Here is a 14,767-nt window from a genome sequence, read left to right as displayed (position 1 = left end):
CTTTTTAGAATGAACAAGCGAGATGAACTTATCGTTAAATACGCAGAAGATTTAAAAGATAAATGTAGTATAGATCCAGATATGGATTTACTCACTAAAGTAACTATTGGCTGCGGACCTGCGATTTATAATAGAGATTCTGCTACAGTATCTGCTTCAGATGAAAAGGAACTAGAAACAGTAAAAGAAAATTTTATAAAGAATAAATTAGGTATAGACGATGAAACTGTGGCTGATGCTGCACTCAATAAAGCTATGGACATCTATGGACGTTCTACAAAAAATAAATTTAGAGCAGTAGTATACTATTTAATTACTAAAGAGCTCAACAAAGAATCAATATATAACTAGAAGAAGTTATAATTCTTATAATTAGAAGCGTTAATGATTAATTAGCGCTTTTTTTATGCCTATTTTTGCCGCATGATTAAGATTGGATCCTATAACACACTAACAATTCTTAGAGATAGAGAACCTGGACTATTTTTGGGTGATACAGAAGATAATGAAGTGCTTTTACCTAATAGATATGTACCAGAAGATTTTGAGATAGGAGATACGATAGATGTCTTTGTGTATTTAGATAACGAAGAGCGACCAGTTGCTACAACTGACAAGCCATATATTACCGTTGGCGATTTTGCATTACTGAGATGCAATCAGGTGAATAAGTATGGTGCATTTCTAGATTGGGGAATGGTAAAGCAATTATTTTGCCCTTTCAAAGAACAAGCCTTCAAGATGAGAGAAGGGCAGTGGTACCTAGTGCATTGCTATTTAGATGAAGAATCACAGCGACTAGTAGCCTCAAGTAAAACCAATCGATTTTTAGATAATAAAGAGCTTACCGTGTCTATGTTTGATGAAGTAGATATCATCATTTCGCACCCTTCAGAAATAGGCATGAATGTTATTGTAAATAAAAAACACGCTGGCCTCATCTATAAGGACACTATTTTTCAGGATTTGAATATCGGTGATACTTTCAAAGGTATCGTGAAAAAAGTAAGGCACAACAACAAACTCGATATTGTTATAGGACAAATCGGCTATAGAAACATAGAACCAAATGCTCAAAAGATCCTTCAGGAACTAGAAGATAATAGTGGATACTTAGAATTCACCGACAAGTCTAGTCCTGAAGACATCAAAGAAGCTTTCCAAATGAGCAAAAAGAGCTTCAAGAAAGCAATAGGGTCACTTTACAAAGATCGAGCTATAGAAATAAAACCAGATGGCATTTATTTAAAGTAAAGCCTCGGCTTTCAACTGCATTTCTGTCCAAGTAATAGCATCATCTACATTCGAAAATAATTCTCTGTTGAATTTGAAAAAGTGATTTTCAATTTCGAAAATCTTTTTCGTGATAGTTCTTTCGGTTACAATGGCGTATGCTTTAAGATTTGGGTAAGCTTTATTAAATTGCTCAGCATCTGGAAGTATTATAGAATATGAGTTAATTCTATTGGCTATAAACCCAAAGGGTCTATCGTCAAAGTACTGTTTAATAAGTTTATGGGCTTCATAAAAGTTATCAAAACCAATATTCTCTCCTTCATTAAATTCTGCTATAACAAATGTGTCAAAAAAGTATAGCTTACCAATATTTATCTCATGCATATTCTGTACCAGAGTAAATAGTGGGGATTTCTCTACGGTCATATATGAGTTAAAAAAATAAGCGTCAAAAATAGTATGCTTGCATAAGAAATTCAAATAAAATTTTGCAAGTAAAAATTTTTGCAAAATGCGTACTTTAGCACTCTGATAATTGTTAATTATGAATGAAATTAACTGGAAAACTGCAAAAACTTACGAGGATATTACCTATAAGAAATGTGACGGTGTCGCAAGAATAGCTTTTAATCGTCCAAATGTAAGAAACGCCTTTAGACCAAAGACAACTTCCGAACTATATGATGCATTTTACGATGCAGGTGAAGACACCTCAATAGGCGTCATTTTATTATCTGCTGAAGGACCTTCAACCAAAGATGGTATTTGGAGCTTCTGCTCAGGAGGTGACCAAAAAGCACGTGGCCACCAAGGTTATGTTGGCGACGATGGTTACCATAGATTGAACATCTTAGAAGTGCAGCGCTTAATACGATTTATGCCAAAGGCAGTTATTGCTGTTGTACCAGGTTGGGCAGTAGGAGGAGGTCACAGTTTACATGTTGTTTGTGATCTTACGTTGGCGAGTAAGGAACATGCAATTTTTAAGCAGACAGATGCAGATGTAACCAGCTTTGATGGTGGTTATGGCTCGGCATATTTAGCTAAAATGGTTGGTCAGAAAAAAGCTCGTGAAATATTCTTTTTAGGACGAAATTATTCTGCAGATGAAGCTTACGAAATGGGTATGGTCAATGCAGTCATTCCACATGAAGAGTTAGAAGATACCGCTTATCAATGGGCACAAGAGATACTAGCGAAATCACCAATATCAATAAAAATGCTGAAATTTGCGATGAACCTTACCGATGATGGAATGGTTGGCCAACAAGTATTTGCTGGTGAAGCTACTAGATTAGCCTATATGACTGATGAAGCTATTGAAGGACGAAACGCATTCCTTGAAAAGCGTAAGCCTAACTTCGATAAGAAATGGATTCCTTAATCTATGAAAGATAAAATCAAACCTTGGCTTTCTGCCATGCGATTACGAACGCTTCCCTTGTCGGTTTCGGGAATCATTATCGGAACTAGCCTAGCGTACTACAATGGATTCTTCAATGTTTGGGTTTTTGTATTTGCTATACTTACGACAATAAGCTTACAAGTATTGTCTAATCTTGCTAACGATTATGGTGATGGAATTAAAGGCACCGATAATGAAGATCGAATAGGACCGCAACGCGCTATTCAAAGTGGAGAGATTACGCCGCACCAAATGTTTGAAGGGATAAAGATCAATATCTTACTGGTTATTCTATTTACATTCTTGCTTATTTGGAATGCCTTTGGCAGTTCTAACGTACTATATGCCTTTTTGTTTTTAGGACTTGGAGCAGTGGCTGTATATTCTGCAATGAGCTATACTATTGGGGATTCACCATATGGTTATAGAGCCTTAGGTGATATCTATGTATTTGTGTTTTTTGGCATCGTAAGTGTTGTAGGAAGTTACTTTTTATATACCATTCGTTTAGATCATGTATTGGTGTTACCTGCAATTTCCTTAGGATTGCTTAGTGTCGGAGTGTTGAACCTAAATAACATGAGAGACATAGAATCCGATAAAAAGTCGAGCAAGATTACTTTGGCTGTAAAGCTAGGAAGTAATAAAGCTAAGCAATATCATATATTTCTTGTTACGGCTGCTATGGTGGTTTCAATAGTGTTCTCTATTCTATATTATTCATCGCCTTATAATTTCATATTCTACATTGCTTTTATTCCATTATTTAGGCATATTGTTACCATTTCAAAGATTACTGAACCAAAACAATATGACGGTCAGCTTAAAGTTTTAGCATTATCGACCTTTTTATTTGCGATATTATTAGCACTGGGTCAGGTTATTTATTGATTTGTAAAAAGTTATTACTACAAGAAGGTACGTCTTAGTTTTTTTTATAATTTCCCATAAAATTATAATTCAACTAACGATGAAGATTACATTTTTAGGCCACGCTTCTTTAGCTATAGAAACCAATGGAAAGCATCTTATTGTAGATCCATTTATTACTGGCAATGAAAAGGCCTCAAATATCAATATAGACGATTTAAAAGCAGATTATATTCTTTTAACGCATGCACACCAAGATCATATCTTGGATGTTGAAGCTATTGCAAATCGAACAGGAGCAAAGATAATTTCTAACTATGAAATTGTGATGCACTATGGTGCAAAAGGTATAGAAGGACACCCTCTGAATCATGGAGGTTCTTGGGAATTTGACTTCGGAACTGTGAAATATGTCAATGCAATACACACTTCATCCTTCCCAGATGGAAGCTATGGTGGACAACCAGGAGGTTTTGTAATTAAGGCAGATAAGACTATTTATATAGCAGGAGACACAGCACTTACCTATGATATGAAGCTTATTCCTAAAGCTTTCGATTTGGATTTATCAATACTGCCAATCGGAGATAATTTTACTATGGATTATGAAGACGCTTTAATTGCTACTCAATTTTTAAAGTGTGATAGAATCTTAGGATATCACTATGATACATTTGGATATATTGAGATTGATAAGGTTAAAGCAAAAGCGAAATTTGATGCTAGAGGGAAATCACTTAGGCTATTGGAAATAGGAGAGAGTATGGAGGTTTAGTAAAATCACTTCACCTTACTCCTCAATACCATGTGGTGAATCAATCGTGGTGATAAGCGTTTAACATACACGCCAAATTTTTCAAACTTACCGATGTAGGCCTCAAACTTTTGCTTACGGATGGCTTTGATCATCTTTTTTGCAAATGTATTGACTTCTAAACCATTTTGTGTCATGTCATCCTGGTAACCTTGTTGGCTTCCATCAGCAGTCAAAGCATTTCTAGCCACATTGGTATTGACAAAACCTGGGCAGATCATAGTAACCTTTACATTGTCTTTGTGATGCTCTAAGCGTAAGGCATCAAAGAAGCCGTGTAAGGCATGTTTAGCACCACAGTAAGCCGATCGGTAGGAAGAACTGAATTTCCCCATGAGACTCGAAACTACGACGTAGTGTCCAGATCGATTGGCAACAAAGTGCGGTAGCAATGCTTTACTCAAAGCTACAGTACCTAAATAATCAATCTCAATGAGCTTGCGATCTACATCTATAGTTGTTTCTATAATTGGAGAACGTTGGCTAATACCACCATTATTTATGAGGATATCTATAGTGCCAAAAATGGCAATAGCATTTTTAACAACATCTGGCATGCCATCAGTATTAGCTAAATCCAATGGAAGAACAGCAATATGTTCTTGGTTAGTACATTTAGCTTTTACCGCTACAAGGACATCTTTTCTACGAGAGGATAAAATAAGCTTACAGTTGTAGTTAGAGAATTGTAATGCAAGAGCCTCACCAATACCACTAGAAGCACCAGTTATCCAAATCACTTTGTTGTCGAAGAATTTCATCTAGGATTTATTATTAGTTGATTGTAGCCATTCCTTTCTTAGATCATCACTTATTTTTCCAGATCCATCATGTTTCCAACCAGGAGGTTTCATAAGATACAGCAATCTATTTTTGAAAGATTTTTTGCCTGTAAACGAATCTCTAAACATGTTCACCCATTCAATAAAAGCAATCTTTACAGGATTATAGGTGTTTATGTTCTTCACTAAACCATAGACAACTTTTTCTTCTTTAATTTCTGGTTGGAAGGTTCCAAATAATTTATCCCAGATAATAAGGATGCCAGCATGATTTCTATCAAGATATAACGGGTTGCTACCATGGTGAACACGATGATGAGAAGGCGTATTCATAACAGCTTCAAACCACTTAGGCATTTTGTCAATAGCTTCAGTATGTATCCAAAATTGATAGAGCAAACTAATAGACATCTGTAGCATAATCATTCCTGGGTGAAAACCAATAAGTGGTAGCCATAGCCAGAATATAAAACTGTAAAACCCACCAGACCATGTTTGCCTCAATGCAGTACTAAGATTATAATGCTGAGAAGAGTGATGTACTACATGCGAAGCCCAAAATAAACGACATTCGTGCGAGATACGATGAAACCAATAGTATGAAATATCGTCAGCAAAAAAGATTAAAATAAAGCTCCACCAAGCAATAGGAATTGTAAACAGCCTAAAGTTTTCATAAATCAACATAAATGCCCACAGCACAACAACCTTACTAAAAAACCCTAAAAATACATTCCCCAATCCCATGGCGATAGACGCAAAAGCATCTTTAGGCTCATATCCTTTGACATGCTTTAGTTGCTCACGAGTAGTGACATACAATTCCAAGATCATAGAAATGATAAAAAATGGAATAGCAAAAAGAATAATATTAGGAAACTCAGGGTCTTGCATCTTTGCAACTTTAAAGCTCCTAAAATACGAATAGTATTGTTATTTTTGAAATTCTAATGACAGCGACTTATCACAAGTATATTCTCGACTTTAAGCGACCTAGCGGTACTTCTAGAGGAGTTATGACCACTAAAGAAACATGGTTTATTATTCTTGACGCTAATGGCAAGAGAGGTATTGGCGAATGCGGAATTTTGCGTGGCCTCAGCTTTGATGATAGACCAGATTATGAAGACAAACTAAAATGGGTATGTAAGCATATAGATCTTGGTTTGAATACACTTTTGGGCGAATTAACCGAGTTTCCAAGTATTCAGTTTGGTTTGGAAATAGCTTTTAAATCTCTTGAAGGAGCAACCGAATTTGATTTATTCCCTTCAAACTTTACCAGAGGAGAAGCTAGTATTCCAATTAATGGATTGATTTGGATGGGAGATGAAAGTTTCATGAAAACGCAGATTAAACAAAAGATTGAAGCGGGTTTTTCTTGTATAAAAATGAAGATAGGAGCTATCGATTTTGAAACCGAATTGAGCTTGCTGAAGTCAATCAGAAAAGAATTTTCACCATCAGATATAGAATTGCGTGTCGATGCCAATGGCGCATTTAGTCCAGATGATGCATTGCGTAAACTTGAAAGATTATCAGAATTCAAGCTTCATTCTATAGAACAACCCATAAAGCAAGGACAGTTTGTAGCCATGGCTAAGCTATGTGAACAAACCCCTTTACCAATTGCTTTAGATGAAGAATTAATTGGTGTTTTTGATGTAACAAAAAAGCAGGAATTGCTACAAATCATCAAACCGCAATATATCATTTTGAAACCTAGTTTGGTTGGTGGATTTAAAGGAAGTAATGAATGGATCAGCTTAGCTGAACAACTAAATATAGGTTGGTGGATCACTAGTGCTCTAGAGAGTAATATAGGACTCAATGCAATAGCACAGTGGACCTATACTTTAGACAGTAAAATGCCGCAAGGCTTAGGAACAGGAAGTTTGTTTACTAATAACTTTGATTCGCCTTTGAAAGTAAAAAATGGTACATTGCAATATGATAAGTCCATGACTTGGAATATAGAATTGTTAACTCAAAATTTATAAGATGTATATAGCACAAGTGTTTAATGTGTTACACGATTGGTGGCGTTATTTGATAGGTGTAATTTTAATAATTACAGCAGTAGTAGTAGGTCAAATTCCTTTTACTGCGGCAGTTTTTGTTGAAGCGAATAAACAAGACATGAATCTTTTCAGTCTAGATGAGACAACAATGATGACACTATTAGAACCCAATCTAAATCTATTTTTAATGTTATTATCATTTGCTGCTGGTTTAGTGGGCGTTATAATGGTAGCAAAGTTTCTACACAGGCAGTCACTTACTCATTTGACAACAGCAAGAGAAAAGATAGATTGGAAGCGTGTTTGGTTCGCATTTATTTTTTGGGGTGTAGTATCTACAGGGCTAATGCTTATTGACATTCTTGGTAATCCTGAAGCTTATCAATGGAACTTTAATCTTGTGCCATTTATAATTCTTGTCGTAATTGCTATTGTAATGATTCCATTGCAAACGAGTTTTGAAGAATATTTATTTAGAGGATATCTAATGCAGGGCATAGGTGCTTTGGTAAAGAATAAATGGGTTCCTCTTCTATTCACTTCTGCTGTTTTTGGGTTATTGCACATCGCTAATCCTGAAGTTGAACAACTAGGACCAGCGATTATGATTTATTACATAGGTACAGGATTGTTTTTGGGAATTATCACATTAATGGACGAAGGCTTAGAACTAGCACTAGGTTTTCATGCGGCAAATAACTTGTTTACAGCATTGTTAGTCACTGCAGATTGGACAGCATTCCAAACGCATTCATTATACAAAGACTTTTCTGATCCTACAGAGATAGGATTCATGGAAATTATAGTGCCAGTCTTCATAATTTTTCCTATTTTACTGTTCATATTTGCTAAGAAGTATAAATGGACTGATTGGTCCGGAAAATTACTCGGCAAAGTACACGAACCACTAAAAGAAAATTATAAAGTAATAGAATAACCATTGACTCCCCACTACAGTAAAATACACAATAGGTTCAGGCTTGATGGACGCTATTTTAACCACGATGCTTTAAAGGAAGTAGCGTATAGTTTTGTGAAAGAAGGTTTGCCTTATGAGGTGAACATAGGAGACTTTCTTATCGACTGGTTAAACGACAAATCCTATGTTGAGGTTAAGACTTCTGGTTCTACAGGAGCTTCTAAAACTATTAGACTTAACAAGCAGTTTATGGTCAATTCTGCAATAGCTACAGGAGATTTCTTCGGTTTGGAGCCAGGACAAAAAGCACTGTTGTGCCTACCTTCCAACTTCATTGCAGGAAAAATGATGTTGGTACGTGCTATGATTCTAGGGTTGGAAATTGATACAGTTGAACCTACAACACTTCCAGTTTTTAATCATGGTAAGCATTATGACTTTTGTGCTATGATTCCTATGCAACTCAGTAATACGATAAATCATTTGCAAAACATAAGTACTGTAATAGTTGGAGGCGCCAAGGTTTCTGCTAAACTATCGGAAGCGATTCAAACGTGTCCTTCGAGGGTCTATGAGACCTATGGCATGACAGAGACTATTACTCACGTAGCAGTAAAGCGACTCAATGGTAATAGCGATACGTATTTCAATATACTTCCAAATGTTAGCATATCATTAGATGAAAGACAATGTCTAAAGATTGATGCACCACATTTGTGTACAGAAACTATAGTTACAAACGATGTGGTTGAATTACATTCTAATACTGAATTCGAATTATTAGGACGTTTTGATAATGTTATCAATTCCGGAGGATTAAAAATTAATCCAGAACAGATCGAACAACAACTAGAATCAAAAATTGAAGATAACTTTTTTGTGTCGTCATTACCAGATGAGACCCTTGGTGAGAAACTCGTACTAGTGTTAGAGTCAGAAGATAATACATTAGATGCGTCAGTTTTTGAGCGCTTAGAGAAGCACCATGTACCAAAGGAGGTGATATGCATACCTAAGTTCGTCTACACAGCTTCGGGCAAAGTACAACGCTCAAAAACTATGGCTCAGGAAGTTGAAGCCTAGTTTACTCACTCAAACTTCTACTTTACTCATTTTCTGTTTTATATAGAATAAGACGGTTATAGTTTTACTCCAGAATCTTAAAAATCTGGAAATTATGAGACTACTAACCACACTCTTATTAATGATGACATTTTTCTGTGAAGCACAGAAAAAGAACATCGCTACACATTCTGTTGCACTACAAGATTTTATAACATTTGTAGTTGATTCTTATCCTACAGTTAGTGGAGAATTACAAAAACCTAAGCACATTAATTTCTTACTACAAGTAGGAGAAGAGGGGTATAATTCAGAAGATAGAATTATTATTCAGCAAGCATTCAAATTGCTTTCTAACCGTCTGACAGAGGGTGATGTGGTTTCTATTTCTACATATTCCCAAATGAATGGAATTGCTTTAAAAGAAGGTGATCCAAAGGATATTAAAGGGCTGCTTTATACTTTGGATAATTTGAAATCCAGTATCAAAGAGTTTCATGATGATGGTATATCCATGGCTTATAAATATATGGAAGATCATTTCTCTGAAGAATTAGAACATTCCATAGTCATTGTTAGAAATCCAAACGCATCCACAAAAGGCGCAATGGTCTCTTCAGAAAACCAAAAAAAGAAAACCAAACAAAAAAATAATGCTGTTGTACTGACTGCTATCGCTTTGTTACCAGAGCTAATAGCAGTGATTAAAGATTAATGGAAAAAATTAAAAACTATAATTATGAGAACACTTATTACACTTATTGCATTACTTACTGTCTGTAATAGTAAAGCACAAACAACTGAATTCGTATTAAATATTGACAATATAGACACACAACTTTTTCTAGAGGAAGATTGTGTAGACTATAGGTATTATTATAAAGTATTAAATAAGGCAAATAGTGCTGGTGCAGTAGTCGAGTTGACGCCAGAAGATATTGGACAAAGACCAATAGTTAATATTGCTGAATTGCTAGAGGGAAGAGTCGCAGGACTAAATGTGAATTCAGTTTTCGGACAATTGCGAGGATTGACAAGCATCAGTATTAGGGGTAGTATGGGCAATCCGTTAATTCTACTAGATGGTATCCCGATACAGCAAGATACGTTATGGGCACTAAATCCGAACGATGTAGATACGATCTCGGTACTCAAAGATGCTGGTTCAACAGCAGTTTATGGAATCCGAGGAGGAAACGGAGTCATTGTTATTACTACAAAAAGAATCTAACACTTTACTAAATATATTTATTATGAAAACAGTTTTAAATTTTTGCTTGATAATGCTATTGTCATTATCTGCAATTGGCCAGGAAAAAACAATAACAGGAGTAGTTACATCAGCTGCTGATGGATTACCATTACCAGGTGCAAACATTATTATAAAAGGCACTTCAAATGGAACGCAATCAGACTTTGATGGAAAGTACGAGATTAAGGCAAAAAAGGGAGATGTTTTAGTCTACAGTTTTGTTGGGTTGAAGACTGAAGAAGTCGTTGTTAGAAAATCCAATATTATTAATGTAGCAATGGAGGAGGATGCTCAGTTAGAGGAAGTCGTGGTGGTAGCGTATGGCTATACTACAAGTAGTAGCAGTACGAATAGTGTAACGAGGCTCAGAGATGTAACAAATAAGAAAAGAGGTCGAAACAAGTTATCCGCTTTGAATGGGCGAGTGGCTGGATTACGTATTAATGGGCAACCAGGTACAAATAATAATGTCATTATAAGGGGTAATGGTAGTGTTTCTGGAGGTAATGAACCATTGTATATCCTCAATGGTAAACCAGTATCTGAAAAGAAAATTAATGGATTAAACACTAAGCGTATTAAGCATATTGAAGTACTTAAAGGTGCTCAAGGTACAGCTGTTTATGGTAATCAAGGTGCTAATGGAGTCATCGTTATTAGAACTAAAGGAAAGAAGAATAATACCGATGTATCTATCCTTAATCAATTCTACGAAGAATTAAATAATGAGTCTTATGCAGAAATTACTGAAAATAAATTTGAGCGTACCCAGTTATCACCTTTGTCAACATTTTCTATCGATGTCGATAAAGCATCTTACAGTAATGTAAGACGATTATTAAATAATGGTCAAAGAGTTTTGCCAGATGCCGTGAAGATAGAGGAGATGATAAACTATTTCGATTATGATTATCCTCAGCCAACAGGCAAGCATCCTTTTTCAATTAATTCCGAAGTGTCTTCTACACCTTGGAACCCTACGACCAAATTGGTGAAAATCGGATTGCAAGGAAAAACATATAAAGATGATGAGTTGCCGCCTTCTAACCTTACATTTCTTATAGATGTTTCCGGATCGATGAGCTCTTCTAATAAACTAGGCTTATTAAAGCCAGCATTCAAACTTTTAGTTAATCAACTGAGAGAACAAGATAACGTATCTATAGTGGTTTATGCAGGCGCTGCAGGTGTAGTTTTAGAGCCAACTTCTGGAAATCAAAAAGAAAAGATACTGAACGCTTTAGATGGACTGAGAGCAGGAGGTTCAACAGCTGGTGGAGAAGGTATAAAATTGGCATACAAATTAGCTCAAGAAAATTTTAAGAAGAACGGAAACAATAGAGTGATATTAGCAACTGATGGCGATTTTAACGTTGGTCCTTCTAGTGATAAGGATATGGAGAAACTTATTGAAGAAAAGAGAAAATCAGGAGTGTTTCTATCAGTTCTTGGATTTGGATATGGAAACTATAAGGATTCTAAGCTCGAAACCTTAGCTGATAAAGGCAATGGAAATCACGCTTATATTGACACAATGCAAGAAGCACGTAAAGTATTTGGAAAAGAGTTTGGAGGTACATTATATACTATTGCAAAAGACGTTAAAATTCAGGTTGAATTCAATCCTAATGTTGTTCAGGCTTACAGACTCATTGGGTATGAAAATAGATTATTGGCAGATGAAGACTTTATTGATGATACAAAAGATGCAGGAGAATTGGGAAGTGGACATAAAGTAACAGCATTATACGAATTGATTCCTGTTGGAATAAAAAGTTCATATTTAGAAAAGGTGCATGATTTGAAGTATACGGATAAAACCAAATCAGATGCATATTCAGATGAACTATTTACAGTAAAGTTTCGTTACAAAAAACCAGATGGCAAGAAGAGTATAGAAATGGTTCATACTCAAGATAATAAAACTAAGGAAATGTCCAAAGATCTTAAGTTTTCTTCTGCGGTAGCTTTATTTGGAATGCAATTAAGAAAATCTAAATATTACAACGGAGCCACGTTAGATAAAGTTGTAGCCTTGGCCAAAGAAGGTAAAGGTTTGGATAAAGATGGATATCGTTCAGAATTTATTCGATTGGTCGAATCTTATAATGGCTCAAAATAAATATGCTCGTTGTTAAAGAAAAGTTATAACAAGATAAAACAAGGTCTCATGTTTAGTTTTTTTGTAATTTATAAAGTTGAAAAATCTTAAGTATGAGATCTTTATTTATACTCTTCTTTTCCCTGTTCTTCATTTATAATTCGTTTTCACAAAAGCAAACACAAATACTTTGGGATGTCTCTTTATCAATGAAAGATAGAGATATTGAAAAAGATTTAGACTTTTTAAATAATTACTTCAAGAAGTACAATGATGTTGAAGTCGCTTTAGTATTATTTAATTACAGATTTATTGATAAGAAAATTTATAAAGTTACTGAAGGAGATTGGTCTAGTATCAAAGATTATTTGCAAAAAGTAAAGTATGATGGAGCTACTTCTTTTGAAGGAATAGAGATTGGAGAAACTGATAATGATATACTATTGTTCACGGATGGTAAAGAGAAAATATTCCTGTCTAACAGCACTATAAAAGGAAATCTTTATGTCATTAATAGTAGTAAAAATTTTGATAAACATAAGCTCAGTTATTTAGCCTTTACCAATTCGGGAAAACTTATAAATCTATCGAAAAATTATAGTTTTTCGCAATCTAACGAAGCACAAAAAATCTATCAAGGTAAATTGTACCACGATGATCCTACTATTGATAAAGTAGAAGTTTACATCAAAGAACAAGATAAGATTGTGATTAATCCGAAGATTGATAACTCTTACGAAATAAAAGGAAAACCTGGTGACTCATTGATTTTGAAAATTGATAACCAAAAAGAGATAGTAAAAGTGCTAGGAGAGAATAACAATCTTAATATCTGGTTAGAAGAAGGAAACATTAGATTAGATGAGGTTTTAGTCGATGCTAAGACAACAAACAATGTAGATGAAGATAAAGTGAAGACAGCCTATGGAAATCAAAATAAAGATGGTGTAGGGTATAGAGTAAAGTCTGTAGATGGAGATGATTTACTCAAAGGCGGTACCACTGATGTGTCTTCTGCTGTCAGGGGAAAATTCGCTTCGCTAAATTCTTCAAGTTCCGAAGATTTGAGCCAAACGATTATAAGAGGGCCATCATCATTCTTGCTAAATAATTACGCATTAATAGTTGTAGATGGTACACCTATAACCAGTTCGGATTCTAGTTCTGGTCAGTTCTTTAGACCAGGTTTGCAAACCACATCCTATTTAGACCCGAATAACATTGCTGACGTAACAGTGCTTAATGGGTTAGCAGCGACAAACAGATTTGGAAGTAGAGGTGCAAACGGTGTTATCCTTATTACTACAAAAACTGCAGCAGGAGCTGGTCTCAAAAGTAAACAGGAAGATTTAGCATTGGTTAAAAATAATATCTATGATGAAAACACTTTGTCAACCATTCAAGCTAAAATTCCCTATATAAAGACTCTAAAGAAGGCAAAAACAATTGAGGAAGCTTTTGATGCCTATTTGGAGCAAAGAGATAAATTTTCAAATAAACCAGAATATTTTATCGATGTCTATGACTTTTTTAGACCGACCAACAGATCATTAGCCTATCAGGTATTGTCAAATATTTTAGAATTAGATCAGCCTACAGCAGCACAATTGAGAGTTGTGAGGTTTAAAGCACTATCAGATGCTAACAATAAGTTTGCTTTAGAAGCAGCACTGAAGATGTTGGAGTTGTACCCAAACAAGGTTCAATCGTATCTTGATTTGGCTGAAACATATCGTGACACTCAGAACCATCAAAAGGCACTTGATTTGTACCTTAAAATTGATGATGGTACTATTAATCCAAAGCTAAATTTTTCAGGAGTAAATAAAATTGTGGATGCTGAAATAAGAAACTTAGTATTTCACCATAAATCAAAACTAAATACGAGTAGGATTAGACCAGAATATTTAAATAATATTACATACAACGCAAGACTTGTTTTTGAATGGAGTAGCGAAGATGCGCCTTTTGAAATACAATTCGTGAACCCACAGAAACGATTCTTTAATTGGGAATACAGTTTAGAGAAGCGCAAGGATAGATATAAAGACGGTATAGATCAAGGATTCGGAAAAGAACAGTTTGAAGTCTATGATGATGGAATAGGGGAATGGTTAATTAATGCCAAAAGCCTCGCAAAACAATCAAAGAACAAATCTCCAATCTTTTTAATGTGCACTGTTTACAATAATTATGGCTCACCAACGCAAAAAGCAAAGCGATACACCCTAAGGTTAGACAGTAAATCTGGCAGTCAACAACTGGCAAAAATTAAAGTAAACTAATTGAGATTAGCTTACTAAGT

General features: G+C 35.1%; 15 protein-coding genes. 12 read left to right on the top strand and 3 right to left on the bottom strand.

Annotation, left to right across the window (positions count from 1 at the left end):
* Positions 1–9: 9 nt before the first annotated feature.
* Positions 10–351, top strand: coding sequence for a DUF2853 family protein (locus tag NCE97_RS04900; RefSeq protein WP_353777789.1), 342 nt, complete (start codon positions 10–12; stop codon positions 349–351).
* Between the two features lie 72 nt (positions 352–423).
* The gene (locus NCE97_RS04895; protein ID WP_353777788.1) at positions 424–1,254 is read left to right on the top strand and encodes a CvfB family protein; all 831 of its coding nucleotides are present in this window, start codon (positions 424–426) and stop codon (positions 1,252–1,254) included.
* Here the strand turns inward: NCE97_RS04895 and NCE97_RS04890 are convergent.
* On the bottom strand, positions 1,246–1,662 hold the full coding sequence (locus NCE97_RS04890) for a hypothetical protein (protein WP_353777786.1): 417 nt from the start codon (positions 1,660–1,662) through the stop codon (positions 1,246–1,248). The genes NCE97_RS04895 and NCE97_RS04890 overlap by 9 nt on opposite strands.
* A gap of 118 nt (positions 1,663–1,780) precedes the next feature.
* On the opposite strand from NCE97_RS04890, the gene NCE97_RS04885 reads away from it, so the two are divergent.
* From NCE97_RS04885 to NCE97_RS04875, 3 genes are all read left to right on the top strand, one after another.
* On the top strand, positions 1,781–2,620 hold the full coding sequence (locus tag NCE97_RS04885; RefSeq protein WP_353777784.1) for a 1,4-dihydroxy-2-naphthoyl-CoA synthase: 840 nt from the start codon (positions 1,781–1,783) through the stop codon (positions 2,618–2,620).
* Positions 2,621–2,623: 3 nt separating this feature from the next.
* A complete protein-coding gene (gene menA, locus NCE97_RS04880) occupies positions 2,624–3,532 on the top strand; it encodes a 1,4-dihydroxy-2-naphthoate octaprenyltransferase (RefSeq protein ID WP_353777783.1) in 909 nt (302 codons plus the stop codon).
* 79 nt (positions 3,533–3,611) lie between these two features.
* Positions 3,612–4,286, top strand: coding sequence for a metal-dependent hydrolase (locus NCE97_RS04875; RefSeq protein WP_353777782.1), 675 nt, complete (start codon positions 3,612–3,614; stop codon positions 4,284–4,286).
* A gap of 5 nt (positions 4,287–4,291) precedes the next feature.
* Here NCE97_RS04875 and NCE97_RS04870 read toward each other — a convergent pair whose 3' ends face one another.
* The gene (locus tag NCE97_RS04870) at positions 4,292–5,086 is read right to left on the bottom strand and encodes an SDR family oxidoreductase (RefSeq protein ID WP_353777781.1); all 795 of its coding nucleotides are present in this window, start codon (positions 5,084–5,086) and stop codon (positions 4,292–4,294) included.
* On the bottom strand, positions 5,087–6,001 hold the full coding sequence (locus NCE97_RS04865; protein ID WP_353777779.1) for a sterol desaturase family protein: 915 nt from the start codon (positions 5,999–6,001) through the stop codon (positions 5,087–5,089).
* Positions 6,002–6,057: 56 nt separating this feature from the next.
* Between NCE97_RS04865 and NCE97_RS04860 the strand changes: the two genes are divergently transcribed.
* The 7 genes from NCE97_RS04860 to NCE97_RS04830 all read left to right on the top strand — a co-directional run bounded on the left by NCE97_RS04860 (position 6,058) and on the right by NCE97_RS04830 (position 14,747).
* Positions 6,058–7,107 carry an o-succinylbenzoate synthase gene (locus NCE97_RS04860; RefSeq protein WP_353777778.1) on the top strand — a complete coding sequence of 350 codons (1,050 nt, stop codon included), beginning with the start codon at positions 6,058–6,060 and terminating at the stop codon, positions 7,105–7,107.
* 1 nt (position 7,108) lies between these two features.
* Entirely contained in the window at positions 7,109–8,065 is a 957-nt protein-coding gene (locus NCE97_RS04855; protein ID WP_353777777.1) for a CPBP family intramembrane glutamic endopeptidase, read from the top strand.
* A gap of 3 nt (positions 8,066–8,068) precedes the next feature.
* On the top strand, positions 8,069–9,130 hold the full coding sequence (locus NCE97_RS04850; protein ID WP_353777776.1) for an AMP-binding protein: 1,062 nt from the start codon (positions 8,069–8,071) through the stop codon (positions 9,128–9,130).
* A 94-nt stretch (positions 9,131–9,224) separates the two neighbouring features.
* Positions 9,225–9,824, top strand: coding sequence for a hypothetical protein (locus NCE97_RS04845; RefSeq protein ID WP_353777775.1), 600 nt, complete (start codon positions 9,225–9,227; stop codon positions 9,822–9,824).
* Positions 9,825–9,848: 24 nt separating this feature from the next.
* Entirely contained in the window at positions 9,849–10,340 is a 492-nt protein-coding gene (locus NCE97_RS04840; protein ID WP_353777773.1) for a TonB-dependent receptor plug domain-containing protein, read from the top strand.
* A 22-nt stretch (positions 10,341–10,362) separates the two neighbouring features.
* Positions 10,363–12,483, top strand: coding sequence for a YfbK domain-containing protein (locus NCE97_RS04835; protein WP_353777771.1), 2,121 nt, complete (start codon positions 10,363–10,365; stop codon positions 12,481–12,483).
* A gap of 92 nt (positions 12,484–12,575) precedes the next feature.
* Entirely contained in the window at positions 12,576–14,747 is a 2,172-nt protein-coding gene (locus tag NCE97_RS04830) for a DUF2135 domain-containing protein (RefSeq protein ID WP_353777770.1), read from the top strand.
* The last annotated feature ends 20 nt before the right edge of the window (positions 14,748–14,767 follow it).

Origin of the sequence: Winogradskyella sp. 3972H.M.0a.05, from assembly GCF_040493455.1 — a bacterium.
In the GTDB taxonomy this organism is placed as follows: domain Bacteria; phylum Bacteroidota; class Bacteroidia; order Flavobacteriales; family Flavobacteriaceae; genus Microcosmobacter.
This window is presented reverse-complemented; position numbering and strand designations above follow the sequence as displayed.

What these genes read in the sequence shown, in the direction of transcription:
- NCE97_RS04900 (WP_353777789.1), top strand. Translation starts at nt 10, where the DNA reads ATGAACAAGCGAGATGAACTTATCGTTAAATACGCAGAAGATTTAAAA.
- NCE97_RS04895 (WP_353777788.1), top strand. Translation starts at nt 424, where the DNA reads ATGATTAAGATTGGATCCTATAACACACTAACAATTCTTAGAGATAGA.
- NCE97_RS04890 (WP_353777786.1), bottom strand. Translation starts at nt 1,662, where the DNA reads ATGACCGTAGAGAAATCCCCACTATTTACTCTGGTACAGAATATGCAT.
- NCE97_RS04885 (WP_353777784.1), top strand. Translation starts at nt 1,781, where the DNA reads ATGAATGAAATTAACTGGAAAACTGCAAAAACTTACGAGGATATTACC.
- menA (WP_353777783.1), top strand. Translation starts at nt 2,624, where the DNA reads ATGAAAGATAAAATCAAACCTTGGCTTTCTGCCATGCGATTACGAACG.
- NCE97_RS04875 (WP_353777782.1), top strand. Translation starts at nt 3,612, where the DNA reads ATGAAGATTACATTTTTAGGCCACGCTTCTTTAGCTATAGAAACCAAT.
- NCE97_RS04870 (WP_353777781.1), bottom strand. Translation starts at nt 5,086, where the DNA reads ATGAAATTCTTCGACAACAAAGTGATTTGGATAACTGGTGCTTCTAGT.
- NCE97_RS04865 (WP_353777779.1), bottom strand. Translation starts at nt 6,001, where the DNA reads ATGCAAGACCCTGAGTTTCCTAATATTATTCTTTTTGCTATTCCATTT.
- NCE97_RS04860 (WP_353777778.1), top strand. Translation starts at nt 6,058, where the DNA reads ATGACAGCGACTTATCACAAGTATATTCTCGACTTTAAGCGACCTAGC.
- NCE97_RS04855 (WP_353777777.1), top strand. Translation starts at nt 7,109, where the DNA reads ATGTATATAGCACAAGTGTTTAATGTGTTACACGATTGGTGGCGTTAT.
- NCE97_RS04845 (WP_353777775.1), top strand. Translation starts at nt 9,225, where the DNA reads ATGAGACTACTAACCACACTCTTATTAATGATGACATTTTTCTGTGAA.
- NCE97_RS04840 (WP_353777773.1), top strand. Translation starts at nt 9,849, where the DNA reads ATGAGAACACTTATTACACTTATTGCATTACTTACTGTCTGTAATAGT.
- NCE97_RS04835 (WP_353777771.1), top strand. Translation starts at nt 10,363, where the DNA reads ATGAAAACAGTTTTAAATTTTTGCTTGATAATGCTATTGTCATTATCT.
- NCE97_RS04830 (WP_353777770.1), top strand. Translation starts at nt 12,576, where the DNA reads ATGAGATCTTTATTTATACTCTTCTTTTCCCTGTTCTTCATTTATAAT.